The 26,344-nt window shown below is 65.2% G+C and carries 22 protein-coding genes and 1 tRNA gene; 3 read left to right on the top strand and 20 right to left on the bottom strand.

Features of this window, described 5'->3' with window-relative positions; all coding sequences use genetic code 11:
- Positions 1-78: 78 nt before the first annotated feature.
- Positions 79-279, bottom strand: a complete 201-nt coding sequence (locus PU724_RS26455; protein ID WP_354424461.1) for a hypothetical protein — start codon at positions 277-279, stop codon at positions 79-81.
- A gap of 214 nt (positions 280-493) precedes the next feature.
- On the opposite strand from PU724_RS26455, the gene PU724_RS26450 reads away from it, so the two are divergent.
- A tRNA-Thr gene (locus PU724_RS26450) sits at positions 494-568 on the top strand.
- Between the two features lie 139 nt (positions 569-707).
- Here the strand turns inward: PU724_RS26450 and PU724_RS26445 are convergent.
- The 18 genes from PU724_RS26445 to PU724_RS26360 all read right to left on the bottom strand — a co-directional run bounded on the left by PU724_RS26445 (position 708) and on the right by PU724_RS26360 (position 20,424).
- On the bottom strand, positions 708-1,520 hold the full coding sequence (locus tag PU724_RS26445) for an NAD-dependent epimerase/dehydratase family protein (RefSeq protein ID WP_127282873.1): 813 nt from the start codon (positions 1,518-1,520) through the stop codon (positions 708-710).
- 3 nt (positions 1,521-1,523) lie between these two features.
- Positions 1,524-2,726, bottom strand: a complete 1,203-nt coding sequence (locus PU724_RS26440) for a pyridoxal phosphate-dependent aminotransferase (protein ID WP_135860555.1) — start codon at positions 2,724-2,726, stop codon at positions 1,524-1,526.
- Complete coding sequence (locus PU724_RS26435; RefSeq protein ID WP_354424458.1) at positions 2,726-4,342, bottom strand: hydantoinase B/oxoprolinase family protein; 1,617 nt, start codon at positions 4,340-4,342, stop codon at positions 2,726-2,728. The genes PU724_RS26440 and PU724_RS26435 overlap by 1 nt, the downstream gene beginning before the upstream one ends.
- Positions 4,339-6,435, bottom strand: a complete 2,097-nt coding sequence (locus PU724_RS26430) for a hydantoinase/oxoprolinase family protein (RefSeq protein WP_354424456.1) — start codon at positions 6,433-6,435, stop codon at positions 4,339-4,341. Before PU724_RS26430 ends, PU724_RS26435 begins: the two co-directional genes overlap by 4 nt.
- The gene (locus PU724_RS26425; RefSeq protein WP_354424454.1) at positions 6,432-8,102 is read right to left on the bottom strand and encodes a thiamine pyrophosphate-binding protein; all 1,671 of its coding nucleotides are present in this window, start codon (positions 8,100-8,102) and stop codon (positions 6,432-6,434) included. Before PU724_RS26425 ends, PU724_RS26430 begins: the two co-directional genes overlap by 4 nt.
- 117 nt (positions 8,103-8,219) lie before the next feature.
- Positions 8,220-9,626 carry an FAD-binding oxidoreductase gene (locus PU724_RS26420; RefSeq protein WP_354424452.1) on the bottom strand — a complete coding sequence of 469 codons (1,407 nt, stop codon included), beginning with the start codon at positions 9,624-9,626 and terminating at the stop codon, positions 8,220-8,222.
- A 65-nt stretch (positions 9,627-9,691) separates the two neighbouring features.
- On the bottom strand, positions 9,692-10,456 hold the full coding sequence (locus tag PU724_RS26415) for an amino acid ABC transporter ATP-binding protein (protein ID WP_354424450.1): 765 nt from the start codon (positions 10,454-10,456) through the stop codon (positions 9,692-9,694).
- A gap of 10 nt (positions 10,457-10,466) precedes the next feature.
- Positions 10,467-11,546 carry an amino acid ABC transporter permease gene (locus tag PU724_RS26410; protein ID WP_127282880.1) on the bottom strand — a complete coding sequence of 360 codons (1,080 nt, stop codon included), beginning with the start codon at positions 11,544-11,546 and terminating at the stop codon, positions 10,467-10,469.
- 3 nt (positions 11,547-11,549) lie between these two features.
- The gene (locus PU724_RS26405) at positions 11,550-12,713 is read right to left on the bottom strand and encodes an amino acid ABC transporter permease (protein ID WP_354424447.1); all 1,164 of its coding nucleotides are present in this window, start codon (positions 12,711-12,713) and stop codon (positions 11,550-11,552) included.
- Between the two features lie 97 nt (positions 12,714-12,810).
- Complete coding sequence (locus PU724_RS26400) at positions 12,811-13,845, bottom strand: amino acid ABC transporter substrate-binding protein (RefSeq protein ID WP_320321905.1); 1,035 nt, start codon at positions 13,843-13,845, stop codon at positions 12,811-12,813.
- 88 nt (positions 13,846-13,933) lie between these two features.
- Positions 13,934-14,881, bottom strand: a complete 948-nt coding sequence (locus tag PU724_RS26395) for a LysR substrate-binding domain-containing protein (RefSeq protein WP_292350381.1) — start codon at positions 14,879-14,881, stop codon at positions 13,934-13,936.
- Positions 14,882-14,964: 83 nt separating this feature from the next.
- Positions 14,965-15,714, bottom strand: a complete 750-nt coding sequence (locus tag PU724_RS26390) for an SDR family NAD(P)-dependent oxidoreductase (RefSeq protein ID WP_354424445.1) — start codon at positions 15,712-15,714, stop codon at positions 14,965-14,967.
- A 1-nt stretch (position 15,715) separates the two neighbouring features.
- A complete protein-coding gene (locus tag PU724_RS26385) occupies positions 15,716-16,438 on the bottom strand; it encodes an SDR family oxidoreductase (protein WP_292101415.1) in 723 nt (240 codons plus the stop codon).
- 279 nt (positions 16,439-16,717) lie between these two features.
- Positions 16,718-17,506 (bottom strand): FadR/GntR family transcriptional regulator, encoded by a 789-nt coding sequence (locus PU724_RS26380; RefSeq protein ID WP_187331365.1) that lies wholly within the window; start codon positions 17,504-17,506, stop codon positions 16,718-16,720.
- Positions 17,507-17,556: 50 nt separating this feature from the next.
- Complete coding sequence (locus PU724_RS26375; RefSeq protein WP_292101418.1) at positions 17,557-17,904, bottom strand: RidA family protein; 348 nt, start codon at positions 17,902-17,904, stop codon at positions 17,557-17,559.
- A 13-nt stretch (positions 17,905-17,917) separates the two neighbouring features.
- Complete coding sequence (locus PU724_RS26370) at positions 17,918-18,724, bottom strand: SDR family NAD(P)-dependent oxidoreductase (RefSeq protein WP_354424442.1); 807 nt, start codon at positions 18,722-18,724, stop codon at positions 17,918-17,920.
- The gene (locus tag PU724_RS26365; protein WP_354424440.1) at positions 18,717-19,529 is read right to left on the bottom strand and encodes a shikimate dehydrogenase family protein; all 813 of its coding nucleotides are present in this window, start codon (positions 19,527-19,529) and stop codon (positions 18,717-18,719) included. Before PU724_RS26365 ends, PU724_RS26370 begins: the two co-directional genes overlap by 8 nt.
- A 4-nt stretch (positions 19,530-19,533) precedes the next feature.
- Positions 19,534-20,424: a 2-hydroxy-3-oxopropionate reductase gene (locus PU724_RS26360; RefSeq protein ID WP_354424438.1), complete on the bottom strand. Its 891-nt coding sequence runs from the start codon at positions 20,422-20,424 to the stop codon at positions 19,534-19,536.
- 101 nt (positions 20,425-20,525) lie between these two features.
- Here PU724_RS26360 and PU724_RS26355 point away from each other — a divergent pair, with 101 nt between their 5' ends.
- Together PU724_RS26355 and PU724_RS26350 are read left to right on the top strand one after the other, a co-directional pair.
- A complete protein-coding gene (locus PU724_RS26355) occupies positions 20,526-21,290 on the top strand; it encodes an HpcH/HpaI aldolase family protein (protein ID WP_292101428.1) in 765 nt (254 codons plus the stop codon).
- 8 nt (positions 21,291-21,298) lie between these two features.
- On the top strand, positions 21,299-22,516 hold the full coding sequence (locus PU724_RS26350) for an NAD(P)/FAD-dependent oxidoreductase (RefSeq protein ID WP_354424436.1): 1,218 nt from the start codon (positions 21,299-21,301) through the stop codon (positions 22,514-22,516).
- A 77-nt stretch (positions 22,517-22,593) separates the two neighbouring features.
- On the opposite strand, the gene PU724_RS26345 is transcribed toward PU724_RS26350, so the two are convergent.
- Positions 22,594-26,163, bottom strand: a complete 3,570-nt coding sequence (locus PU724_RS26345; RefSeq protein ID WP_354424434.1) for a CHASE domain-containing protein — start codon at positions 26,161-26,163, stop codon at positions 22,594-22,596.
- Positions 26,164-26,344 lie beyond the last annotated feature (181 nt).

Below are 26,344 nucleotides of genomic sequence, written 5' to 3'. Positions count from 1 at the left end.
ATTGGCCGGCCTGGTTCAAGAAATAGAATTTTTAGGTCGCTTGGTCCAAGTATGGCGCGGCAGTGTGGCCGGTTTGGGTTAGTCCTTGTGCATTTTTCCAGCAGTCGGCAATCCCTCCGGCCGCTTGTCGGCTTCGCCGGCGCGCCGCTTGTCGGCGTCGCCGGTGCGGCGCGAGCGCGACTGCGCCTTGCGCTTCCCGAGATTGGCGCGCAAGGCTTCGGCGAGCCGGTCCTTGCGGTCGCTGCCGCCCTTTTTCGGTGGATTTGCCTTGTCGCTCATTGTCCCATCCCGGCTGGCCGACCGGCCAACCCCTGTTGAGGGATAGCCAACATTGTGGCGCGGCCATGTCCGGGAAAGCAGCTTCCACAGCCTCGGCATTGCCATCCATACCGGCCTGAAACCGCGCGGCGGTTTTGCGACAATGAAACGCGACACTTTAGGTTTTTCTTGGCCTTGCGCTTGCCGGTTCGTTATGGCAGAAGCCCCGCCATCGGCTGCGGTAGCTCAGTGGTAGAGCACTCCCTTGGTAAGGGAGAGGTCGAGAGTTCAATCCTCTCTCGCAGCACCAGTCCATCCCGTTGAAATCGCTTAAACCACTGGCAGGCAACGGTTCTGTCCGTTCTTACGCTGTGAACGGACAGCCACGAACGACCCGGCGCGTCTGAAATCGCCAGGTGCAGACGAGGGCGTTTTGATCTGGCCGAAGATTATTCGGCCTTGTCGTCCGGATGACCGAGTTCGCAGAACCAGCCGCCGAGATATTTCACCGACGGCCTTTTCGGATCGGGAACGGGTGTTTTCGCCTCGACGGCGGCGCGGAACGGTTCGGCGCTGTCCTGCGGGATGAAGCCCAGGTGGTTGGCGCCGCTGTTGTCGACCGTCTTCACCTTGTTGTCCGAAATACCGAACGAGATCGTGTGGCCGACGCGCGGCGCCGTCAGCGAGGCTTCGACCAGCCGCACGCAGTCGGCGAAGGAGAGATAGGACCACAGCATGCGCCGGTCCGCCGGCTCCGGGAAGGACGAGAAGATGCGCAGGCACACCGTCTCGATGCCGAACTTGTCCCAGTAGAGCCGGCTGAGGCTCTCGACGAAATTCTTCGACACGCCATAAAGGCTGTCCGGGCGCACCGGCGCGTCGACGCCGATATGCGCCTCGACCTCGTGATAGCCGATCGCATGCACCGAGGAGGCGTAGATGACGCGCTTCACCCCGTGTTTCCGGGCGCCTTCATAGATGTGGTAGGAGCCGCGGATGCTGGAATCGAGGATGGTCTGCCACTCGCATTCGAGCGGCGCGCCGCCGAAGTGGACGATCGCGTCGCAATCCTTGGTCGCCGCGATCGTCGCCTCCATGTCGGCGAGGTCGAAGACCGCTTCTTCCTCATGCGGCGCCAGATCGCCGAACGGCACGCGCCCCGCCAGGCGGATGGTTTTCGCCAGCGGCACCAGCCCCTTGCGCAGCTCCGAGCCGAGGCGGCCGGCGGCGCCGGTGATCAGGATTCGTTCGTAATGCGGCATCATTTACTCCACTTGCGCGACGGCGGCGTTGATCCGCGCGATCGCCTCGGTCAGCACCTCTTCGCTGGTCGCGGTCGAGATGCGGAAATAGGGTGACAGTCCATAGGCGACGCCGGGCACCGACGCCACCCGGCCTTCGTTGAGGAGATAGTTTGCCACGGCCGCATCGTCCTCGAGCACGACGCCCTTGGGTGTCTTGCGGCCGATCAGGGAGGCGCAGCCGATATAGGCGTAGAAGGCGCCGTCCGGCGGCGACAGCGTCAGCCCGTTGATCTTGCGGATGCCGTCCACGACCAGGTCGCGGCGCGCCTCGAAGGCTTGCCTGAAACGACCCACCTCGTCCTGCGGGCCGTTGAGCGCGGCGACGGTCGCCGCCTGCGCGATCGAGCAGACGGAAGTGCAGGACTGGCTCTGGATGGTCGACATCGCCTTGACGAGCGGCGCCGGGCCAGCCGCATAGCCGACGCGCCAGCCGGTCATCGCATAGGACTTCGAAACGCCGTTGACGATCAGCGTGCGGTCCTTGAGTTCGGGGCAGGCCTTGCCGAAGGACACGAATTCGCGCCCGTCGAAAAGGATATGCTCGTAGATCTCGTCGGAAAGCACGAGCACCTGCGGATGCTTCGCCAGCACCGCCCCCAGCGCCTTGAGGTCGGCTTCCGAATAGACGGCGCCGGACGGGTTGCCCGGCATGTTGAGGAACAGCCACTTCGTCCTTGGCGTGATCGCCTCTTCCAGCAGCGCCGGCGTCAGCCGGAAACCCGTGGTCTCCGGGCATTCGACGACGACAGGCGTGCCGCCGAGCAGCTTCACCATCTCCGGGTAGGAGACGAAATAGGGCGCCGGCAGGATCGCCTCGTCGCCGCTCTCCAGCGTCCCCAGCAGCGCGTTAAAGATGATCTGCTTGGCGCCGTTGGCGACGACGATGTCGTCGGCCGTGTAGTCGAGACCGTTCTCGCGCCGGAACTTGCCGGCAATGGCTTCGCGCACCTCGGGCGTGCCGGCGGCACCCGTATAAAGCGTCTGGCCTGCCTTCGCCGCGAAATGCGCGGCATCGATGATGTGCATCGGTGTCGGGAAATCCGGTTCGCCGAGCCCGAGGTCGATCACGTCGACGCCCTTGGCGCGCAGCGCCTTGGCGGCTTGCGAGGCCGCCATCGATGCCGAAGGCTTCACCACCGACAGGCGCGAGGAAACATAGCTCATCAGTCGTTCTCCGAAATGTAACCCTTGGACCGGTCGTTTGCCCGCGCAGCGGCGCTGCGCTTCGCCGGATCGCCGTAGCCGCCGCCCCCCGGCAATTCCAGGATCAGCCGGCGGCCGGCCGGAACGTGCTGCCAGCCCTTCGGCCGCATCTTGGTGCCGTCGTCCAGCTTGACCACGCCGGCGACGCCCGGCTTGCCGCCATTGCGCCCTTGGGCAGGGTGGTTGACGCGGTCGAACATGGCTGAGAAGTCAAACTCGTGGCCTTCGGTCGCCTCGATCTCGATGACCTGACCCAGGCCGCCGCGAAACTCGCCGTCGCCGCCGGAGTCCGGGCGCAGCTCCTTGCGCCAGATGACGATCGGCCCGGTATGCTCGGTCGCCTCGATCGGCATCGTGTGCACGCCCGACGGAAAGGCCGTCGCCGACAGGCCGTCGAGCTCGGGGCGGGCGCCCATGCCGCCGGAGTTGAACATCAGCACCTCGGCCCGACGACCCGGGCCGCCGGCGACCGGCCGGGCCGAGATGTGGATGTTCCACAGCGCGCCGGCGCCTTCCGAGAGGATCTTGCCGGGCAGCGCCTGCGAGATCGCGCCCAGCACGAGGTCTGGAACCATGTGGCCGAAGATGTGCCTGAGCGCCACCGGCGCCGGCCGCACGGCATTCAGGATGTTGACCGGCGACGACACGGTGAAGAAGGCGAGTGAGGCGGCGTTGTTCGGAATGTCCGGCGCCACCACGCATTTCAGCGCGTAGCAGGCATAGGCCTTGCTGTAGATGATCGGGCAGTTGATGCCCCAGCGGCTCATCGGATCCGTGCCGGTGAAGTCGACCTCGACATGATCGTCGCGGATCGAAACCGTGGCCGCGAGCTTCACCGGCTCGTCATAGCCGTCGGTCACCAGCTCGTTCGCCCAGTTTCCCTTGGGCAGCGCCTTGATGCGTTCGAGCATGGCGTCGCGGGTGCGCGAGAAGATGAAGTCGCCGAGCCCGTCCAGCGAGGCCAGGCCAATCTCCTCCATCATGTCGACGAGGCGCCGGTGGCCGACCTCGTTGCAGGCGGCGAGCGAATAGAAGTCGCCGACCACCTGGTTGGGCTCGCGGACATTGGCGCGCAGCAGCCGGACGAGGTCGAGATTGACCTTGCCCTTTTCCGCGAACTTCATGATCGGGATCTGGATGCCTTCCTCGTAGACCGACTTGGCGTCGGCGCCGAAGCCGCGCCCGCCGACATCGACGACATGCGCCGTGCAGGCAAAGAACGCCACCAGCTCGCCATTGAGGAACGACGGCGACACCATGGTGATGTCGTGCAGATGGCCCGTGCCCTGCCAGGGATCGTTGGTGACATAGGTGTCGCCCTCGAACATCTCCTCGCGCGGGATCTCGTTCATGAAGTGCAGCACGGCCTCGGCCATGGTGTTGACATGGCCTGGCGTGCCGGTGACCGCCTGCGCCAGCATCTCGCCGCGCGGGTCGAACACGCCGGCCGACAGGTCGCCGGACTCGCGCACCGAGGTCGAAAACGCGGTGCGCAGCAGCGTCAGCGCCTGCTCCTCAACGACCGAGATCAACCGGTTCCACATCACCTGCATGCGGATTTCGCCAATGTCGCTCATGCCTGGCTGCCTTTGCGGATGAGAAGGATCGCGCCGTCGCTCTGGATGACGGCGTCAAAGCTGGTGGTGATGACGGTGGAGGTCTCGCGCTCGACGATGACGGCCGGCCCTGCCACGCGGTCCCCGGCGCAGAGCGTCTCGCGTTCGATGATGCCGTAGGTTTGCGGTGCGCCGCTGGCCGGATCGAAGACCGAGCGGGTCGTGACCGCCTCATTGTTGCGCTTACCGGTCGTGAGCTCGTGCCTGGCGACTTCTGGCCGAACATCCGTCGCCTTGACCGACCAGGTGACGATCTCGATCTCCAGCCCGTCGAGGCCTTCGATGGCGCGGCCGAAGAAGCGCTGGTAGTTCGCCTCGAACAGGTCCTTGAGCTTCGTCACGGCATCGTCGCCGAACGGCTCGTCCGCCACGGGCACGGGGATTTCCCAGCCCTGGCCGGCATAGCGCATGAAGGCGGTGATCTCGCAGACGATCCTGCCGGCAGCCCCCGTCCGAACGAAACCCTCGGCCGAGGCCTTGAGGTCGGCGAGCAGCGTGTTGACCTCGGCCGGCTTGAACCGCGACAGCCGCGTCAGCTTCGAGGCCAGCGCCTCGTAGCCGAACGGAGCCTTGAGGAAGCCGATCGCCGATCCGACGCCCGCGCCCTTGGGCACGATGCACTGGTCGATGCCGAGCTTCTCGCACAGCCTTGCGGCGTGGAGGGGCGCGGCGCCGCCGAAAGCGATCATCAGATTGTCGGAAATGTTCTTGCCGTTTTCGACGGCGTGCACGCGGGCGGCGTTGGCCATGTTCTCGTCCACCACCTCGCAGATGCCGAAGGCGGTCGACATCGCGTTGAGCGACAGCCGCTCGCCGACATCGCGCAGGATAGCCTGCTCGGAGGCCGAGGTGTCGAGCTTGATCGCGCCGCCGGCGAAATTGTCGGGGTCGAGCTTGCCGAGCACAAGGTCGGCGTCGGTGATCGCCGGACGCTTGCCGCCGCGGCCGTAGCAAGCCGGTCCCGGCTCCGAGCCAGCGCTTTCGGGCCCGGTCTGGATGCGGCCCATGGCGTCGACCCAGGCGATCGAGCCGCCGCCGGCGCCGATCTCGATCATCTCGATCACCGGAATGGAGATCGGCATGCCCGATCCCTTGCAGAAGCGGTAGGTGCGCGCCACTTCGAAGGTTCTCGCCGTGCGCGGCGCATAGTCCTCGATCAGGCAGATCTTGGCGGTGGTGCCGCCCATGTCATAGGAGACGACCTTCTCCAGGCCGAAGCGCCTGGCGATGTCGGCGGCGAAGATCGCACCACCGGCCGGGCCGGATTCGACCAGCCGCACCGGGAATTCCGAAGCGGTCTCCACCGAAATCAGGCCGCCGCCCGAGTGGATCATGAACACCGGGCACTCGGCGCCCATCTCCTTCAGGCGGATCTGCAGGCGGGCGAGGTAGTCGGCCATCTGCGGCCGCACATAAGCGTTGGCGCAGACCGTGTTGAAGCGCTCGAACTCGCGCATCTGCGGCGACACTTCGGCGCTGATCGAAATCGGGATGCTGAGCTTGCGGGCGAGGATTTCGCGGGCACGCCGCTCGTGGTCGGCGTTGGCGTAGGCATGGATGAAGCCGATCGCCACCGAGCCGAAGCCGCCGGCCGCGATCCGGTCGGCGATCTCTGCGAGAGCGGCTTCGTCGAGCGGCTGCAGTTCCTGACCCTCGGCGCCGATACGGCCCTTGACTGTAAAACGGTCCTCGCGCGGGATCAGCGGCGTCGGCAGTTGCAGGTTGAGATCATACTGCTCGAAGCGGTTTTCGGTGCGCATCTCGATCACGTCGCGGAAGCCCTCGGTCGTGACCAGCGCGGTCCTGGCGCCGCGGCGCTCGATCAGCGCGTTGGTCGCCAGCGTCGTGCCGTGGATGATGATGCCGATCTCGGAAGGCGAGATGCCGGCATCGCGGGTGACGACGGCAATGCCGTCGAGGATCGCCTGCTCGGGCGCCGCATAGTTGGTCAGCACCTTGGTCGAGAACAGCGTCCCCCTGATGTCGAGGGCGATGTCGGTGAAGGTGCCGCCAATATCCGCGCCGAGACGGATGTCGTCAGTTCTGGAGGTCATGCCTTGGCCTTCTGGGAAGAGAGTGCTGCGTCGCGCATCTGGGAAAGGGTCTGCCGGGGCGTGAGCGCTTCGGGCGAGATGGCGATATCGAGGACGGCGCCCGTCGCGGAGCCGAGCGCCCGGCCGAACGCGGCGGCGAAATCCGCGGTGGATTCGACGCGCTCGGCGTGGAAGCCATAGGCCGTTGCCAGCGTCACGAAGTCGGGGTTCTCGAGCGAGGTTCCCGAGACGCGGGCCGGATAGTGGCGCTCCTGATGCGCGCGGATGGTGCCGTAGATGCCGTTGTTGAGGATCAGCACGATCGGCTGCGCGCCGGCCTGCATGGCGGTGCCGAGTTCCTGGCAGTTCATCTGGAAGTCGCCGTCACCAGCAAAGCAGACGACCATTCGCTGCGGGTATGCGACCTTTGCCGCGATCGCCGCCGGCAGCCCGTAGCCCATCGCGCCCGACTGCGGGGCGAGCAGCCGCGCCTCCGGCCCGAACTTGAAGAACTTGTTCGGCCACACCGTGAAATTGCCGGCGCCGTTGGTGAGGATGACGTCGGCGGGCAAGGTCTCGCGCAGCCATGCGCTGACGGCGACCATATCCACGGGTCCGGGCTGGACGGGCGCCGCGAATGTCCCTTCATAGGCCTTGCGCGCCGCCGTCCGCCATTCGGCCCAGGTGCCTTTCACCGGGGTCAGCGCTTTGGCGAAGGCGTTCGGACCGGCATGGATGCCGATCGTCGGCACATAGATCTTGCCGATCTCGCGGTCGGAGCCATGCACATGGATCAGCTTCTGCCGCGGCACCGGCACCGACAGCAGTGTGTAACCGTCCGTCGTCATCTCGCCGAAGCGGACATTGACGGCCAGGATCACATCGGCCTCGCGGATCAGGTTCCTGACATGCGCCACCATGCCGACGCCGGCCTCGCCGACGAAGACCGGCGCGTGGTTGTCGAACTGGTCCTGATAGCGGAAGGCCGCCACGACCGGGATGTCGGAGGCCTCGGCGAAAGACTGCAGCGCCGCGCGTCCCTCCGTCGTCCAGTTGGCGCCGCCCATCAGCAGCAGCGGCCGCTCGGCTCCGGCCAGCAGTCCCAGCGCCGAAGCGAGCGCGTCCGCTGACGGTGCCGGCTCGAAGATCGCCGCCGGCCCCCCGAGCGGCGGGGCCTCGGTCAGGGTGGTGAGCATGTCCTCAGGCAGCGCGATCACGACCGGGCCGGGCCGCCCGGTCAGGGCGGTGGTCCAGGCCCGCGCGACGATCTCCGGCAGGCGCGAGACATCATCGATCTCGACTGCCCATTTGGCGACAGTCCCGAACACCGCCCGGTAGTCGATCTCCTGAAAAGCCTCGCGCCCCTTCATGTCGGTTCCGACCTGGCCGACGAAAAGGATCATCGGCGAACTGTCCTGCATGGCGGTATGGACGCCGATGCTGGCATTGGTCACGCCCGGGCCGCGCGTCACGAAGCAGATCCCCGGCGTGCCCGTCAGCTTGCCGTAGGCCGAGGCCATGAAGGCCGCGCCGCCCTCGTTGCGGCAAAGCACGTAGTCGAGCTTGCCATGGGTGTCGTGCAGCGCGTCGAGGACGGCGAGATAGCTTTCGCCGGGAACGCCGAAGCTCTTGGTCGCGCCAAGCGCGATCAGGCACTCGACAAGAAGGTGACCGCCATTGCGGACCATGCTTGGACATCCTCACGATTGGCGGCAAACGGACCGGGCCTGCCTTCTCGGATTTATACCTGCACGCTGGCAGGCCGGGACGAAATCAAGAAATGCGGTCCATTCGAAAGTTTTTCTTTACAGTGTCGAACGCACCAGAACACCGGGGTTCATCGTGCCCTGCGGATCGAGCGCGCCCTTCAGCCGCGCCATGATTTCCCGCTCCACCGCGCCGCGATTGCTGTCGGCCATGGCGATCTTGGCGCGGCCAAGCCCGTGCTCGGCCGCGAAGCTGCCGCCCATTTCCGTGGCGAGCGCCGACAGCGCCTCGGCGAACTGCCCGGCCTTGCCGTCGAAATCGGCGCAGCCTACCGGCGGGGTCAGATTGTAGTGGATGTTGCCGTCGCCGAGGTGCCCGAACGGATTGATGCGCACACCGGGCAGAATCTCGTTGCAGGCCTTGGCACCGGCCTCGATGAAACGGGCGATCGCTCCCGGCGGCACCGAGATGTCGTGCTTGAGCTGCTCGCCCTCCAGCCGCTGCCCCTCCGGCTGCTCCTCGCGCAGTCGCCAGAACTGGGCCCGATGCGCGCCCGATGTCGCCAGCGCGCCGTCCAGCACAAGGCCCTGCTCCATGCCCCATTCCAGTGCTGAAGCCAGAATGTCGTCGAGGGGAACGCGCGCCGAGCCCGAAGCCAGCTCGACGAGCAGATAGACATCGCCCCTGGTTTCCAACTGGTAGGCGAGATCGGGCACATGCTTGAGAGCGAGTTCAAGGCCGAGGTCGCAGAAGAATTCAAGGCCGGTCAGGAATTCCCCCGCCTCGCCGCGCAGGAAGGCGCCAAACGCAACCGCGGCGGCAAAGTCGGGCATCACCAGAAGCGCGCCCGCCTGCTGCCTTGGCGTGGGGTACAGCCTGAGCACCGCGCGCGTCACGATGCCGAGCGTGCCTTCCGCGCCGCAGTAGAGCTTGCGCAGCTGGTAGCCGGCATTGTCCTTCTGCACCGCGCGCAGCCCGTCCCACACCGCGCCGTCAGCTGTCACGACTTCGAGGCCGAGCACGAGGTCTTGCATCATGCCGTATCGGAAGGCGTGGCTGCCGCCGGCATTGGTGCCGATCAGGCCGCCGATCCTGGCGCTGCCTTCGGCGCCGAGATGCATCGGAAACATCAGGCCGTGCGGCTCCAGCGCCTCGTGCAGCGCCGCGAGCACGACGCCCGCCTCGACGACGATCGAGCCGCTGTCGAGATCCGGTTTGCCGATCGCCGCCATGCGCGACAGCGAGACGATCACCGCGTTCGGCTGCTCCGTGACGGCGCCGCCGCAAAGCCCGGTGTTGCCGCCTTGCGGCACCACCGCCAGACCGGCCTCCCGGCACAGCTTGACGACCGCGGCCACTTCCGCGGTGTTGGCCGGCCTGGCGACGCCCAGGGGGGCGACGCCATACCGGTTGAGCCAATCGCGCTGGTAAGGCTCGGCGTCGATGCCTGAAAGCCAGCCTTTCGGTCCGAGAATCGCGCGCAATTCGAGAACGGGATCAGTCATTGAAATATCCGGAAGATAGCTGTGCGGCGTGCTGCTCGGGAACGTGGCATCTTCCAGAATGTCGTTCAATGACCCAGCACCTGCGACAGGAACTGCCGCGTGCGCTCGTTGCGGGAGGCGGTGAAGAACTCCTCCGGCGGTGCCTCTTCGACGATCTCGCCGCCGTCCATGAAGATCACCCGGTTGGCGACGCGACGCGCGAAGCCCATCTCGTGGGTGACGCAGATCATCGTCATGCCTTCCGAGGCGAGCGTGACCATGACGTCCAGCACCTCGGAAATCATTTCCGGATCGAGGGCCGAGGTCGGCTCGTCGAACAGCATGATCTGCGGCTGCATGCAAAGGGCGCGCGCGATCGCCACCCGCTGCTGCTGGCCGCCGGAGAGCTGGCCGGGAAACTTCATCGCCTGCTCGGGGATGCGAACCTTCTCCAGATAGCGCCTAGCGGTTGCCTCTACTTCCGCGCGCGGCTGCTTGCGCACGATCATCGGCGCAAGCATGCAGTTCTCCAGCACCGTCATGTGCGGAAACAGGTTGAAGTGCTGGAACACCATGCCGACCTCGCGCCTGATCTCGTCGATGTTGCCGACATCGTCGTTGAGTTCGGTGCCGAGCACGGTGATGCGGCCGCCATTGTGCTGCTCGAGCCGGTTGATACAACGGATCATGGTGGATTTGCCGGAACCGGAGGGACCACAGACGACGATCCTCTCGCCTCGTTCGACGGACAGGTTGACGTTCCGCAGCGCGTGAAAGGCGCCATAGTATTTGTCGAGGCTTTCGATGCGGACCGCGGGTCCGCCGGGCTCGCCCGAACTGCCTATCGTCATGCGGACCTCCTTAGCGTTCGCCGACCGACATGCGGCGCTCGAGAAACGCGCCGTAGCGGGACAGGCTGAAAACGAAGACGAAGTAGATGAAGGCGATGAAGGCGTAGACTTCGACATAGGCGAAGCGCCATTCGCCGGTTCCGTAGGCGGCGTTGCCGGAGGCCAGGATCTCGAAGAAGCCGACGATGACCACCAGCGAGGTCTCCTTGAACGCGACCACGAACTGGTTGATCGTTGCCGGCAGCGCGTTGCGCATGGCCTGCGGCAAGAGGATGCGGCCGATGCGCTGCCAATAGCTCATGCCGAGCGCCATGGCGGCTTCCTCCTGCCCTTTTGGAACGCCCTGCATGCCGCCTCTGACGATCTCCGCCTGGTAGGCGGAGAAGAACAGGGCGGAGCCGATGATCACCCGGTACAGCTTGTCGCCTGCCAGCCACTGCGGCAGCGCGAACGGCAGGACGATGGCGAAGGTGAACAGGATCGAGATCAGCGGCAGCGAGCGGACCGAGTCGATGATGAGGCCAGTGGTCCGCGATATCCACGGCAGCTCAGACCGCCGCAGCAGGGCCAGGCAGATCGCCAGCGGAAAGCCGATCAGGCAGGTGGTCACGAAGATGAACAGGGTGAGCGCCAGGCCGCCCCAGGCTTCCTCGCCGACATAGGGCAGGCCGAGCACGCCGCCTTTCATCAGCACGTAATAGAGGGCCGTCCCGGCTCCCCAGACCAGCGCGATCCGGCGTCCGGTCCAGAAGGCCGGAATGCAGCTCAGCACCGTCATCACCACCACGGTGACGCAGGCCAGCGCCGAACGCCATTGCTCCTCGAAGGGATAGAGGCCGAACAGGATGATGCGCCACCTGGCCGCGATCACCGACCAGCAGGCTCCTGCCGCTGCCTGGCAGGCCTCAGGCCCGCCGCTCGTCGTGAAGACGGCCGAGAAGATCGCCCAATTGAGCAACTTCCAGGCAAGGAAGACCATGACTGTCAGGGAGATCAGCGACAACAGGGCCTGAAGCGGCGTCGCGAAAAAGCGCCGCCTCAGATCCTCGAGCGTCCCTGGAGCAGGCGGAGCGAGAACGACCATTTCCATCTCTCATCCCCTCAGTTGATTGCCCTTGAGGGCAATAGCCTTGTTGATGCGGTTGAACACGGCGGCGAGGCTAAGGTTGATGGTCAGGAAGCCTGCCATCAGGATGCCGATCGATTCCAGGGTCTGGCCGGAGTGGTTGATGGTCAGCGACACGATCATGAAGAAATCGGTGAAGCCGATTGCGATGCCCATCGTCGTCGCCTTGATCAGCCAGACATACTGGTTGGCGAGGATCGGCAGCATGGCGCGCAGCGCCAGCGGCAGCTTGACCAGCGTGAACACCCGCCAGGGACTGAGGCCCAGCGAAAGGGCTGCCTCCACCTGGCCCTTGCCGACGGCCTTGAAGCCGCCGCGCACGATCTCGGCGATGTAGGAGCCGCCATAGATGGCAATGGCGACCGCGAGTGCGGAAAACTCCGGCGGAATGCGCAGGCCGCCCTTCAGGTTGAGGCCGTGCAGGGCGGGGAAATCGAGCAGCGGCGCATCGGGCAGACGGCCGATCATCAGGATGAGAACGACGCAGGACAGCGCCGCGGCGGCACCGCCAAGCTGGACGGCGGAACGCTCGCCGACCGGCTGGCTCAGCCGTGACGTCCGGCCCAGCCAGACAGGCAGCGCGATGGCGCCGATCACGGCCAGCATAGCCAGCGCCATTGCCAGGCCGCCGACATTCGGGATCGGCATATAGAGGCCGCGGCTGGTGAGCAGAAAGCCCCACGCCTCATGCGCGGCGCGCGGTGTCGGCAGATGGGTGATCAGCGCGTACCAGAAGAAGACCTGAAGGATCAGCGGGATGTTGCGGAAAATGTCGACATAGGTGCGTCCAAGCAGCCGCGCCAGTTCGTTCGAGGAAGTTCGCGCCAGACCGACGATCGTTCCGACAATCGTCGCCAGGACCAGCCCGACGCTGCCCAGGAACAGGGTGTTGACGATGCCGATAAGGAAGAACCACCAATAGGGATCGTTGGCGGTGGCGGGCAGGAGCGAGAAGTTCACGTCCCAGCCCGTCGACTTGTACAGGAAGTCGAAGCCGGAGGTGATGCCTTGCTCTGCCAGGTTGCGCCTGGCGATCATCGCGCAGGAAAGCACAAGTGCTGCAAGCGACCCGACATAGAGAACCTGCAGCAATGCGTTGCGGACCTTCTGATTCCTCAGCAGGCTGACCATATGCCAATCTCCCGGATTGCCGCCGGCCCCGCCCGGCAAGGCCGGGCGGAACTCACAGCGGGACGCGTAAGGAACGGTCAGTCGATCACCAAGGGGATCAATCGATCACCAGCGGGAACAGGACGCCGCCATTGTTCCACAGGTTGGTCAGGTCACGATCCATCTTGTAGGGCGAATCCTTGCCGAGATCGCGATCGAAGATCTCCGCGTAGTTTCCGACCTTCTTGATCACGTTGTAGGCCCAGTCGTCGGGAAGCCCGAGACCCTTGCCCATGCCCGGCGCCGCGCCGAGGAACTTGGCGACTGCCGGTGACGTGGGCTTGGCCTTGATCTCATCAACATTCTTCGAGGTGATGCCCTCCTGCTCGGCGAAGAGCAGGGCGGTGAGCGTCCAGTTGGCGACGTCGACCCAGTTGTCGTCGCCCTGCCGCACGATCATGACCTCCGGCTCGACCGCGATCACGTCGGGCAGGATCACATGCTCGTCGACCTTGCCCTTGGCGACGCGCGCGATTGCAAGCACCGGCCCCCATTGGGCGTACATGTCGCAGCGGCCCGAGAAGTATGCCTGCTCGAGTTCTTCCGTCTTTTCGATGACGACCGGCTCGAGCTTGATGCCGATCTTCTGGCTGTAGGCAGCAACCTGTTGTTCGATGGTCGTGCCGGCGGGGATGCAGATCGTGCCGCCCTGTGCATCCTTGAGCGATTTCAGGTTGAGCTCCTTGTGCGCCATCACCTTGGTCGTGCCGAGATAGTATGACATCGAGAACTGAAGCCCCAGTTCAGTATCGCGGCTCAGCGTGCCGCCCGAAGCCTTGACGACGATATCGACGTCGCCCGACTGAAGGGAGGGCCAGCGCTGGGCCCAGCTGATCGGCACGATCTTCAGCTTCGCCGGATCACCGAACACGGCCGTGGCCACCGCCCTGCAGAGATCGATGTCCATGCCCTTCCAGTTGCCCTTGTCGTCCACCTCGGCAAAGCCGAGATAGGAGCCGTCATGGCCGGTGCAGTTGAGCACGCCGCGCGCCTTGACGGTTTCGAGCGTCTTGCCGCCAGCGGCCTCGGCCGGCGCAGCGAAATGAACCAGGCCAACGGCCAGGGCCGCAGCCCCCCATTGCATCACTTTCATGTTGTTGTCTCCACTGTTGAGGTTGTTCCGTTTCTTGTTTTTGTTGGAGCCCGAAACAGCGTTCGGAACTCGGTCGCGAAGCCGCCTCCTAGTCGGAAAGCGGGGTCGGTTTCGGCAAGGAAATCTTGAGGTCGCTCCGCCAATCCTGCTGGGCCAGCCACCGGTGCAGCGCGGCTACCGCCTTCACACGCAGATGCCCGCGCGGAACGACCAGGTAGAAGCCGGGCACCTCCTCCGGCCGCATATCGGCAATGGCGTCGCGGCCGATCGGCGCGACCAGCGCGCCAGACCGGAAATCCTCCTCGGCGTCGATGACGGAAACCAGGCCAACGCCGATGCCTTGCAGGGTCGCGCGGCGCATGGTTGCCGCGTCGTCGAAGCTGATGCTGCGGTCGCCATCTGTCAGCTCCACCCCCAGGTGCCGCAATATGTCCGGCCACAGGCGCTTCGACTTGACGGTGTCGAGCAGCGTGAACTTCGTCAGGTCGTGCGCCGACTTGATCTTCTCGCCGATCGCCGGCGTGCAGCAGATGATCTTCGGATCCGGCACCAGCAGCGTCGTGTCGTAGTCGGGCCAGCTGCCGTAACCCCACTGCACCGTCATATCGATGTCGTCGCGCCCGAAATCCGGCAGGTCGACCATCGTCGTCAGGCGCAGGTCGGCGCCGGGCAGGATCTCGCGGAACAGCGAAAGCCTGGGCAGCAGATAGTGGGTGGCGAAATACGGGCTCGCATTGAGGTTGATGCGGTCGCGGTAGGTCGACTTGGTGACGCGGCGGACGCCTTCCGAGAACTCGTCGAAGCCGGCCTTGACGTAGTGCGAGAGCAGGATCGCCGACTCGGTCAATTCGATCGACCGGCCCTTGCGCTCGAACAGCGTCACCTGGAGCGTGTCTTCAAGCAGCTTGATCTGCTGGCCGACCGCCTGCGGCGTCACCAGCAGTTCGTCGGCCGCTTGCCTGAAGCTCTTGTGCTGCGCGACGGCATGGAAGACCCTGAGCGCATTGAGCGAGGGAAGGCGAAGCTTGCCGGTCATCGTAGTTCCGCCTCCTCTTGCTTGAGACTCCGTCGATCATGCACTGCCCGTATTTCCGCTGCCGCCGGCTGCGGAATGTCACCTCATGCGTAGATATAACCGCCTGAAACGATTACGTTTTCTCCGGTCATGTAGGTATTCTTGGGGCCGCCCGTCATCAGCACCCACTCGGCGATCTCGGTGGGCTCGGCGCCGCGGCCGAGCGGGCTTGCCTTGGCCAGTTCCTCGAGGAAGCCGAGGGCTTTCGCCTTCTCCGTCGCCATGCCGGCCGGCGCCACCGAATTCACCAGGATCCCGTCCTTGGCGGCGTGATGGGCGAAGGACCGCGTCAGGCTGACGACGGCAGCCTTCGTTGCCGCGTAATGGGCGTTCTGCGGATGCGCCTTGAAGGCGTCGACCGAGGTCAGGTTCACGATCCGCCCGCGTACCTGGGCTTTCGGTTCCTGCGACTGCATGTGGCGCACGGCCGCCACCATCATGTGGTAGGTGCCCTTGATGTTGATGCCGTTGGAGGCATCCCACTCGGCGTCGGTGATCTCGAGGAGCGGGCGGCGCGGATAGATCGCGGCGCAGTTGATCAGCGTGTCGACGCGCCCGAGCTTCGAGACTATGGCATCGAACGCCGCGTGGGACTGAGGCCCGATCTGGATGTCGCCGGTCGCCGCCGCGGTCGGCAGGCCCTTGGCCTTTGCCGGCTCCAGCGCGGCCTCAGCCGCCTCCTGGTTGATGTCGATGATGCCGATCTTTGCCGCCCCGGCTTCTACGGCCATCCGTGCCAAAAGCGCGCCGAGGCCGGCGCCGCCACCAACGATGAGAACGGAAAGGTCTTTCATCCTATTTTCCTTGCTTGCTGCCGCTTGGGCTGGTCGGCCGGGTCGGCATGATGTCGAAGCGGGTTACGTCGGCCCAAGCGGGCAGGCCGAGCAGGGTGACGACCATGCTCGCCACGTCGTCCGGCTGAACGGCGACGTTCCCGGCGTACATGGCGGCCCGGGCCTCGGCGTCGAGTATGTCCTTGTAGAGCTGCGTCTCTACGCGACCGGGCACGATCTCGGTCACGCGGATGCCGTACTGGGAGAGGTCGGCGCGCAACGCGGCGGCGAAGCCGGCGATCGCTGCCTTGGTGGCCGAATAGACGGCGACGTTGGGAAAAGCCGCATGGCCGGCGGAAGACCCGGTGAACAGAATGTGCCCCGATTGCCGCTCGCGCATTTGCGGCACGATGAGGCGAGTGAGCAGGATTGCCGCGCTGACATTCACCTCGAGCGCGGTGTCGATGTCAGCGATCTTCATGTCGGCGAAATTGCCGAGCGGCGGCATGATCCCGGCATTGTTGATCAGCACGTCGATGGTGAGGTCGGCCACGACCGATTCCAGCGCTTCGCGGTCGGTGACGTCGACGGCGATCGGCACGATGCCGGGCCGTTCGGCCTGCAACTCCTTGAGCGCGGCCTGGCTGCGCCCGACGGCATAGACGTCGTAACCCGCGTCGCTCAACGCGACCGCGATGGCTCGCCCTATGCCGCTCGTCGCACCTGTGATGAAGGCTGTCGTCACGTGGGCTTTCCCCGATTGCCTGGCTTTCAGTGTGCGGCTTCGACCGCTGCCGCGAAACCAAGAAAACCAGCAAAAAGGAAAGATAAACTTTCGAAGGCCTTTTTGGCGGCTGGAATATTCCAATGCGCTTGCGCGGCCGCGAAACCCGCAAACCCAAGCAAAGTAAAGCTTTCACCGCGTGAAGCTGGGCTTTCGATCGCCGATCGAGCAAAAACATGGCTTTCGCGAACGCCCGCCCGGCCGTGCTCGGCGAATGCGCGGCGCGTTGACGGCGGGGCCCTATCCGGCCGTCGGCATGGGCTTGTTCATTTCGGTGAACAGCGAGGCCGCGGCCGCCTTCTGCTCGGCGTCCGTCGCCTCGACGCCCGAGGCCCGGGCGAGCGCGCGCACCCGACCGAGACTGTTGTGCAGGTGCTTGCGCATGGCCTGGCGGGCTGCGCGGCCGTCCTGTCGTTCGATGGCATCGACGATAGCCTTGTGCTCATTGTGGATGCGCGCGTAGTAGCTGTCCTTGAGTTCGGGCTCGACCACGTAGCCGAGTTGGAAGCGCGGCACGATCATCGGCCGGAGATAGGCCAGGAAGCCGTGGATGAATTCATTGCGCGCGGCCTTGGCGATCGCCAGGTGGAAATCATAGTCGTAGTGGATCTGGACGACGGCCGGATCCGCCTGCTGGGCGTCGACCTGTTCCATCACGGCCCGGATCGCGCCCGCCTCGGCGTCGCTCCGCCGTTCGGCGCAGAGCCCGGCGGACTCCACCTCGACACTCAGCCTGAGTTCCAGCAGGGCGATGGTTTCCGGCAAGGTCCTCAACGCCTCGTCCGGGATCGAGAAATTGCGCGGCGCCGGCGTTTCGCTGACGAACATGCCGCGTCCCTGCTGCGGCACCACCATGCCTTCGGAGCGCAGCCGCGCCACCGCCTCCCGCACCACGGTGCGGCTGACGTCGTATTCGGCGCACAGCTCCGCCTCGGTCGGCAGTTGCGCGCCAGGCAGCAGCCGTCCGGAACGGATCTTTTCAGACAGGCTCTCCGCCACCACGGTGGAAAGCGGCTTGCGCTTCGTCATCAATATCCCTCCCGCCAGATTCGGGATGATGCCCGAACCGGCAAGACCATTCAAACCGCCGCGGTCACGATCAGCTCGACCAGCATGCCGGGCCTGGCCATCCGTCCCTCGCCGGAAGAGCGCGCCGGCGCATGCTCCTTCGGCATCCAGGCGTCCCAGACCGTGTTGACCTCGTCGAAATCGCGCACATCGTCCAGCCACATCTGGACGTGCAGGATGCGGCTCTTGTCGGTGCCGGCCTTGGCAAGCAGCGCATCGATCTTGCCGAGCACCTCGCGCATCTGGTCGGCCGCGGACTGGCCGGGTTGGGCGACCTGGCCGGTGAGATAGAGCGTGCCGTTGTGGATGACACCGTGGTGGATGCGGGTGTCGAAGTCGAAGCGCTGGATATCGCCCACTGGATTGTCCTTGTCAGATTGCCGGCGTTTGCCGGATCGGGTTGCCTTGCAGATATTGCGCGTAGGGCGCCTGAACGAGCCAGCCGGCGTCGACGGGCAGGGTGACGCCGGTGATCGACGCGGCGCGCTCGGAGCAGAGGAACAGCGCGGCCTCGGCGACGTCGCGCGGCTCGACGAAGCGGCGCAGCGCTGTGGTCGCCTGTATGGCTTCGGGGTTGCGCTCACCCTTGGCGATTTTTGCCTTCAGCCCGTCCGACAGCGTGTAGCCCGGGGCCACGGCGTTCACCCGAACCCCGTTCGGCCCAAGCTCGGCCGCCAGGATCTGCGTCAGCGCCAGAACGGCGTGTTTTCCCGGCGCGTAGGCCGGCAGCGACAGCGGCGCGAAGGAGGCGAGCGAGCCGACGTTGAGGATGGCGCCGCGCCCGGCCGCCGACATCAGCCGGCCGAACACCTGGCAGCCGAGCAGCGTGCCGCGGTAGTTGATCCGCCACATTTTCTCGTCTTCGTCCAGGTCTTGGTCGAGCACGTGCTTGCCGCTCTGCAGGATGCCGGCGCAGTTGACGACGACATGCGGCGTGCTGAACGGTTTCACGACGGCTTGTGCCAGCGCCTCGACCGAGGAGGGATCGCCGACATCGGTCTGGACGAACAGAGCGCGCGGCGCACCCCCGCTCTCGCAGGCGAGAGCCGTCTCCTTGCCTCGTTCGAAGTCCCTGCCGGCGACGACTACCTGATAACCGTCCTCGGCGAAGCGCAGGGCGATCGCTCGCCCAATGCCGGAAGTGCCGCCGATGATGACGGCTGTCAAAGCCTCAGCCATGGTGGCGATCCTTGCGCTCGATGTCGAAGAATTCGGCCATGGCTTCGACTTGGAAATCCATCATCGGGCGTCCGGGCTGGATGCGGCATCCGATCTCTTTCGCCGCCTTGAGCAGCGCTGTCTCGGCCGGCTCCATGATGATGTCGACCACCGTCATCTCCGGCGTCAGCCTGCTCACGTCGAGCGGCAGCGGATCGCTGGCCTTCAGCCCTGAAGGCGTCGCGTTGATCGCCATGTCCATGCCGGACGGATCGGGCTGGCCGACTTCGATTCGGCAGTTGGGGAAGCTCTTGCCGACCAGCGCTGCAAGGTTCGCGGCGCGATCCCTGTCGATGTCGGCCAGCCGGATCTCCGCCGCGCCTTCCTCCGCCAGACAGTAAGTCAGCGACGCCCCGGCGCCGCCAGCGCCGACCTGCAGGATGCGCCGGCCGGCGATCTGGTGCCCGCCGGCCTTCAGCCCATCGATGAAGCCGACGCCGTCGAAATTGTCGGCGTACCAGGTGCCGTCCGCCTGCCTGCGTACCGAGTTGGCGCTCTGCACCCGCGCGGCGCGATCGTGGGCGGCCGCACATTTGTGGTAGACCGGGACCTTGTACGGCACCGAGATGATCACGCCGCGGATGTTCTCGGCCGCCGTGATGCCGGCCCAGAACGTGTCGAAATCCTCCGGGCGACAGCTCAGCGGCACCATCAGGCTGTCGAGCCCCTTCTGCTCGAAGATCTCGTTGAACATGCCGGGGCTCTTCGCATGCCCCACAGGATGGGCCAGCATCACGAAGACATCGGCCTTGCCGGTACCGCGCATCGGTTCATTCCTTTCCGGTTGACAGTTCATGGGCGCTGAGGTTCTCGAGCGCCTGGACGAGGGACGAGTGGTCGGCCTCCGCGCCGCCTGCTCGGGCCGAACAGGCGTTCATCAGTTGCTGCGCCGCCGCCGTGTTCGGCAGCGCCACGCCAAGCGCGCGCGCACTTTCCAGCGCCAGATTGAGGTCCTTCTGGTGCAGCCGGATGCGGAAGCCCGGCGCAAACGTCCGCGCGATCATGCGCTCGCCATGCACTTCGAGCACGCGCGACGAGGCGAATCCGCCCATCAGCGCGCTGCGCACCCTGGCGGGATCGCACCCGGCCTTGCTGGCAAAGACCAGCGCTTCGGCGACCGCCTCGATGTTGAGCGCGACGATGATCTGGTTGGCGATCTTGCAGGTCTGGCCGGCGCCGTTCTTTTCGCCGATCAGGGTGATGTTCTTGCCAAGCTTCTGAAGGATCGGCAGCGCCCGCTCGAACTCGGCGGCCGGCCCGCCGACCATGATGGTGAGGCTCGCCGCCTTGGCGCCGACCTCGCCGCCCGAGACCGGCGCATCGAGATAGCCTGCACCTGCCTGCCTGATCTGTGCCGCGAAGTCCGCCGTGGCGATCGGGCTGATCGAGCTCATGTCGATCACAAGCTTGCCGGCCGCGAGTCCGTCCAGCACGCCGTCTCGCCCAAGCAGCACGCGTTCCACGTCAGGCGTGTCAGGGAGCATAGTCACGATGATCTCGGACATCCGCGCCACTTCGGCCGCGGAGGCCACGACCGATGCGTTGAGGTCCTTCGGCAGAGGCGAGCGGTTGAGCACGGTGGCGATCTCATGCCCGGCGTCGGCGAGATGGCGCGCCATTGGCGCGCCCATGACGCCAAGTCCAATGAAACCGATCTTCATTTTCAACTCCCTTGCGGACCAGCGCGAACTGCTCTTGCAGCCAAAGTTAGCCATATGATATAGGACATCATACAAATTTCAATCCTGGAGACGATCGCAAAATGCAAGAGCGCGTCAATTCGCTGAAGGCAGCCGTAACGGCCGGCCGGGCTCATATCGGCATCTGGTGCTCGCTGGCTTCGGCCCTCACCACCGAGATCGTCGCCGGCTCCGGAACCGGCTGGGTCCTGATCGACGGCGAGCACAGCCCAAACGATCTGCGCAGCATCATGGCGCAGCTGCAGGTGATAGGCGGCTTCGACAGCGAGGCGGTGGTGCGGCTGCCCTCCGACGACGCCAACCTGATCAAGCAGGCAATGGACATCGGCGCGCGCAGCCTGATGATCCCCAACGTGCGCACGGCCGCGCAGGCCCGCGCCATCGTTGCCGCGATGACCTACGCGCCGGGCGGCATCCGCGGCTTCTCCGTCGGCCATCGCGCCAATGCCTTCGGCCGCATCGCCGGCTATCATGCCGATGCGCGCGTCCAGCAGCTTCTTGCCGTGCAGATCGAGGATGAATCCGGCGTCGCCAATGCCGCCGCGATTGCCGCGGTCGACGGCGTCGACGTTCTCTTCGTCGGTCCCGGCGACCTCTCGACCAATATGGGCGCGATGGGCAATCCCAACGCCCCCCATGTGCAGGAAGCGATCGCCTCGGTGCGCAAGGCGGCAGCGTCGGCGGGCAAGGCCAGCGGCATCCTGGCGCCGGCCAAGGCCGATGCCGACCGCTATCTTGCCGACGGCTTCACCATGGTGGCTGTCGGGTCGGACCTTGGCTTGCTGGCACGGGGTTCCGATGCCCTGATCGCTTCCTTCAGGCAGTAGGAAAAATCATGGCGATCCCTCCCTACAAGGCCCCGTCGCGCTCGGCCTACGACATTGTCATCGTCGGCGGCGCGGTCATCGGTTCGTCGACGGCCTACTGGCTGACCCAGGCGCTGGGCAGCGGCGCCTCGATCCTCGTGGTCGAGCGCGACTCGAGCTACGAGTTCTCCTCGACCGCGCTTTCCACCAGCGCCATCCGCCAGCAATATTCCAATCCGATCAACGTCAAGATCAGCCAGTTCGGCATCGAGATCATCCGCGACTTCCAGGAGCGCATGGCGCCCTTCTACAAGGACGAGCCGGCGCCCGACCTCGGCTTTCGCGAGCATGGCTATCTCTACTGCTGCTCGCCCGAGGGCGTGGACGCGGCGCGCGAGCGCGTCGAGCTGCAGCGCAGCCTTGGCGCCCACACCGTCTTCCTCGAGCCGGGTCCGCTGAAGGAGCGTTTCCCCTGGCTCAATGTAGAGGATCTCGGCGGCGGATCCTGGGGCTCGCGGGAAGAGGGCTGGTTCGATTCCATGGGCATGATGAACGGCTTCCGCCGCGCCGCTCGCGCCAGCGGCGTCGAATACATCGACAACGCCGCGACCGGACTGGATCTCGCCGATGGGCGGGTTGTTTCAGTCCGCCTCGCGACCGGCCAGACGGTCGCCTGTGGAACCCTGGTCAACGCCGCCGGCCCGCGCGCGCAGCAGGTCGCGGCGATGGCCGGCCTGTCGATCCCGGTGGCGCCCTACAAACGCTACAGCTTCGTCTTCGCCAGCGCCAATCCGATCCCCGGCCGAATGCCCAACGTCATTGACCTCTCGGGCACTTTCGTGCGTCCGGAAGGCGAACTCTTCCTCACCGGCAACACGCCGCAGGGCGACGGACCGGCCGACTACGACGACTTCGAAATGCACTTCGAGGAGTTCGACGACCATATCTGGCCGGCGCTGTGGCACCGCATTCCGGCTTTCGACGCGCTGAAGGTCCAGACCAACTGGACCGGTCACTACGAATACAACATGCTCGACCACAACGGCATCGTCGGCTTCCACCCGGAGGTGAGGAACTTCATGTTCGCCAACGGCTTCTCTGGACACGGCCTGCAGCAGTCGCCGGCCGTCGGCCGGGCGGTGTCGGAGCTCATCGTCCACGGCGCCTTCCAGACGCTCGACCTGTCGCACTTCTGCTACGAGCGCATTCCGCGCAACGAACCTTTCCTGGAAGAAGCGGTGATCTGAGCCCGGCTGCGCCGAACGGGCTCCGCGATGAAGGTCCGCACGAATGGCCGACGGGGTATGGTCCGAGGACCAGCCTGTCAGGCAGCGGATTTGAGCGCCTCGATCTTGCTCAGGACTGCGTCACGCGCGCGTTCGTAGCGTTGCAGGGCGGGCGTCAGGTCGGCGCCATCGATGCAGCACGTCTCAATGTCGCGGCACAGATCGGACAGTGTTTCGAAGCCGAGCATGCCCGATGACGAGACCAGCGAATGGGCATCTCTCTGGACGACGTCCCGCTCGATGGCGTCAGGCGCGATCGACACGAGCCGGGTTCTGAGCACGTCGGCCAGCTTGTCGAGCAGCTGGTTCACCCTGTTCTTGCCGAGCACTTTTGCCAGGTTTCCGAAGACGTCGGCATTGAAGACGCCGTCCCGATCGGCGGTCGCACCCGGTTCGTCGGCGCCTCGGTTAGGTCTGCCGCCGGTGTTGCGGACGATCGCCGCCAGCAATTCGGGCTGCTTGAAAGGCTTTCCGACGTGATCGGTCATGCCGGCGGCCCACAACTCGGAGAGCTGGAACGGCAGCACATTGGCGGTCAACGCGACAATCGGGATGTCCCGGACCGGGGAATTCAGCTCCCGGATATGCCGGGTTGCGGTCAGCCCATCCATGACTGGCATCTGAACGTCCATCAGCACGACATCGTAGCTCCGGTTCTGCACGGCTGCGACTGCTTCCGTGCCGTCAACCGCGACATCGACCTCATGGCCGTGAGCCCGAAGCACCGCACAAGCTATGTCGCGGTTGATCTCCATGTCCTCGACCAGCAGTATCCGGGCCGGTGCCGTCGTCTCGTTCATCGCCTGGGCAAACCGTGAAGGTTCGGCGTCCGCGGCGGCCTCGGGAAGTGCGACTTCGAACCAGAACAGTGAACCCTCCCCGGCGGTGCTCTCAACGCCTATCCGTCCCCCCATCAGTTCGACAAGGCGCTTCGAGATCGCCAGTCCGAGACCGCTGCCGCCAAATTCACGACGGACCGATCCGTCAACCTGCGAGAAGCGCTGGAACAGACGGTCCTGCTGTTCGGCCGGAATGCCGATGCCGGTGTCGCGGACGGCAAAGCGCAGCCCGATAGAGCCGGCGCCGGCATCGCCGATGCGGTCGACGGCCAGGGTCACGCTTCCCGTGGCGGTGAATTTCACGGCATTGTTCAGAAGGTTGAGCAGCACCTGCCTCAGCCGGTCCTGATCACCGACCAGGTGCGGCGGCAAGGTCGGGTCGATCCGCCGCACCATTGCCAGACCCTTGCGTGCGGCGATGCCGTTGACGATCGAGAGCGTATTGTCGATCAAGGCGCCGAGCGTGAACGGATGAGCGTCGATTTCGATCTGACCGGCTTCGATTCTGGAGAAGTCGAGAATATCGTTGACGACGGTAAGCAGCGCCGCGGCCGACGTCCCGATGCGCTCGGCGTAGCGTCTGTTCTGCTCGGACAGTTCCTTCGAGGAAAGCAGAAGATCGCCATAGCCGATCACGCCGTTGAGCGGGGTGCGGATTTCATGGCTCATCGTGGCGAGGAAGGCCGTCTTGGCTTCGCTCGCCTGCTCGGCATTCGTCTTGGCGATCTCTGCTTCCGCCTTGGCAAGCTTGAGCTCTTCCGCTCTTTCCTGCTGAAGCGTGACATCGCGCTCTGTAACGACCAGCTCGGTGGGAGTTCCCGCTTTGTCGCGCACCAGCTGCAGAGTGATCTCCGCCTGCACCCAGTCATCGTCCTTGCGGTGCAGCGTGAACACGCCTTTCGATTCGCCTATTTCGCCTCGTGCCAGCTTTGCGTACTCGGCCTGGAGGCGGGACCGCTGCTTCGGGTGAACGTCGGAAAATGCGTTCGAGTTCTGAAGCTCCTCCGGCGTGTAGCCGAGAAGCCGCATGCAGGCAGGCGAGGTGTAGAGCCGTGTCCCGTCGAAGGCGACGCGGCTGATCATGTCCGAGCTGTTTTCCGCCAGGAGCCGGTAGAGCGCTTCACGCTCGGCCAGTTCGCTTGTCTTGCGATCAACCAGTACTTTGACGGTTTCGGCACGGCGTGCGAACAGGAACAGCAAGGCGCCGAACAGCGCAGTGAAGACGATGCCGCTGCAAAGCACGAGCAGCGGCTCCTGGCTGGCGACGCTGTGCTCGAACGCGGGCGTGCTGTGCCAAGACAGCGTCCAGCGCTGCTGCATCACGTCGACCTGCTTTCGTATCGAAAACGCAGGCGCGGACGCAGTCTCGTCGGGCTCGCTGCTGTGGTAGATCAATGCTTCGGCGTCCTCGCTGTCGCCGTCATAGACGTGCAACGCCAGCGAGCGGTCTTCGCTTGTGGTCAGCCCGCTCATGAATTTCTGCGCGACGAACGGGGCATAGATCCAACCGGTCAGGGCGGCGCGACGCTCGTCGACCGAATTGAGCGGCACGTTCTTGCGATACATGGGATGGAGCAGGATGAAGCCGTTGCTCTTCGTCTGGTCCTGCACCAGCACGATGCGCTTGGTGATGGCCGGCTGGCCGGTGTCTCGGGAGAGCGTCGCCCCTTCCAGACGATTGCTCTCGAACGCGATGTTCAGTCCGAGGGCCGGGCGGTTCGGTGCCAGCGGCTCGATATAGGTGATGACAAAGCGAGGTCCGCCGGGAACAGCGGGATGGATGGTGAACTGGGGCTGCGTCATTTGAGCCCGCAGAAGGAAGTCCGCTACCTTTTCCACCGGAACGTTTTCGATGTAGCCGATGCCGTTGACGCCGGGCATGCTGCGCTTGAGGTCGAGGACCTCGACATAGGAGCGCCATTCCTCGGCGCTGACGTAGCTCGACCCTTCGAAGAAGCCGACGCCCCCAACCAGGGCCTGGTCGTAGGACGCCAGGCGGTGCATCAGCGCCTGCTCGTTCTCGATCGCCATCGAGGCGAAGATCGCGCTGTTGCGGTCGTAAATGAACTGGTTGCTTGCCTTCCAGCCGTAGAACGTCAGCCCGAGAGGCAAAAGCAGCAGCAGTATCGCGGCAACCGGCAGTGCGCCGAGCGGCGCGCCACGCCACGTAAGCCGGCGCTTGGCGCCGGGGGCAACGAGCACGATCGGCAAGAAGATGACGATGCCGAGGACGTCGCCACTCCACCATGTCAGCCAGTTGTGTGCCACGCCGGCGTACGGAACGACTCCGGCGACATAGAGCGAAGCCACACCGACTGAGGGGGCGACGATACAGCTGATCGGAGCGGCTGCGAGGAACAGCGCCATGATATCGCGGATGCCTCTGAGATCGATCGGTATCCCGACCGCCCGGCTGACCAGCCAGCGGGCGACCAGGGCCTGCACGGTCGAGCCGCCGGCAATCGCGGCCGCTACAGCCAGTTTGTCGAGCGCCCACCCGGTTTCAGCCGAATAGCCGCCGCCGATCACGGCGTTGAGCACCAGCGATCCGATGAAGATCCCCGGCCAAAGTGAGCGCCCATAGGCAAGCAATGCCCCGACCGCGATGCCGGATGCCGGCCAGATGATCGTCGCGTAGCCGGGCGGCACGGCCAGAAGCAGCCCCAGTTGTCCGGTCAGGTAATACAGGGCCGCAACGGCGACGATCTTGGCAAGCGCATGCGACAGCAGGCGTTGCATGGGGTGAAGAACCATCACCAGACGCGACATGGTTCGCTCACGAACAAGAAGATCGCCCCGACATCCGGCGGTGCGTTACGAAATGATCCGCTCATTCCTGCGACAGCACGCACATTCGTAAGCCAACCCGACCGGAGCAGAATTCGGCAGATCGCTGCATCGATCCCGCAGAGATTGCGCCGAACCCGTCAACGTCCGATTAATGCTGCGC

Source organism: Mesorhizobium abyssinicae, assembly GCF_049887195.1.
Taxonomy (GTDB): domain Bacteria; phylum Pseudomonadota; class Alphaproteobacteria; order Rhizobiales; family Rhizobiaceae; genus Mesorhizobium; species Mesorhizobium abyssinicae.
The sequence above is the reverse complement of the archived record's forward strand: the minus strand, read 5'-3'. Positions and strand labels throughout refer to the sequence as shown.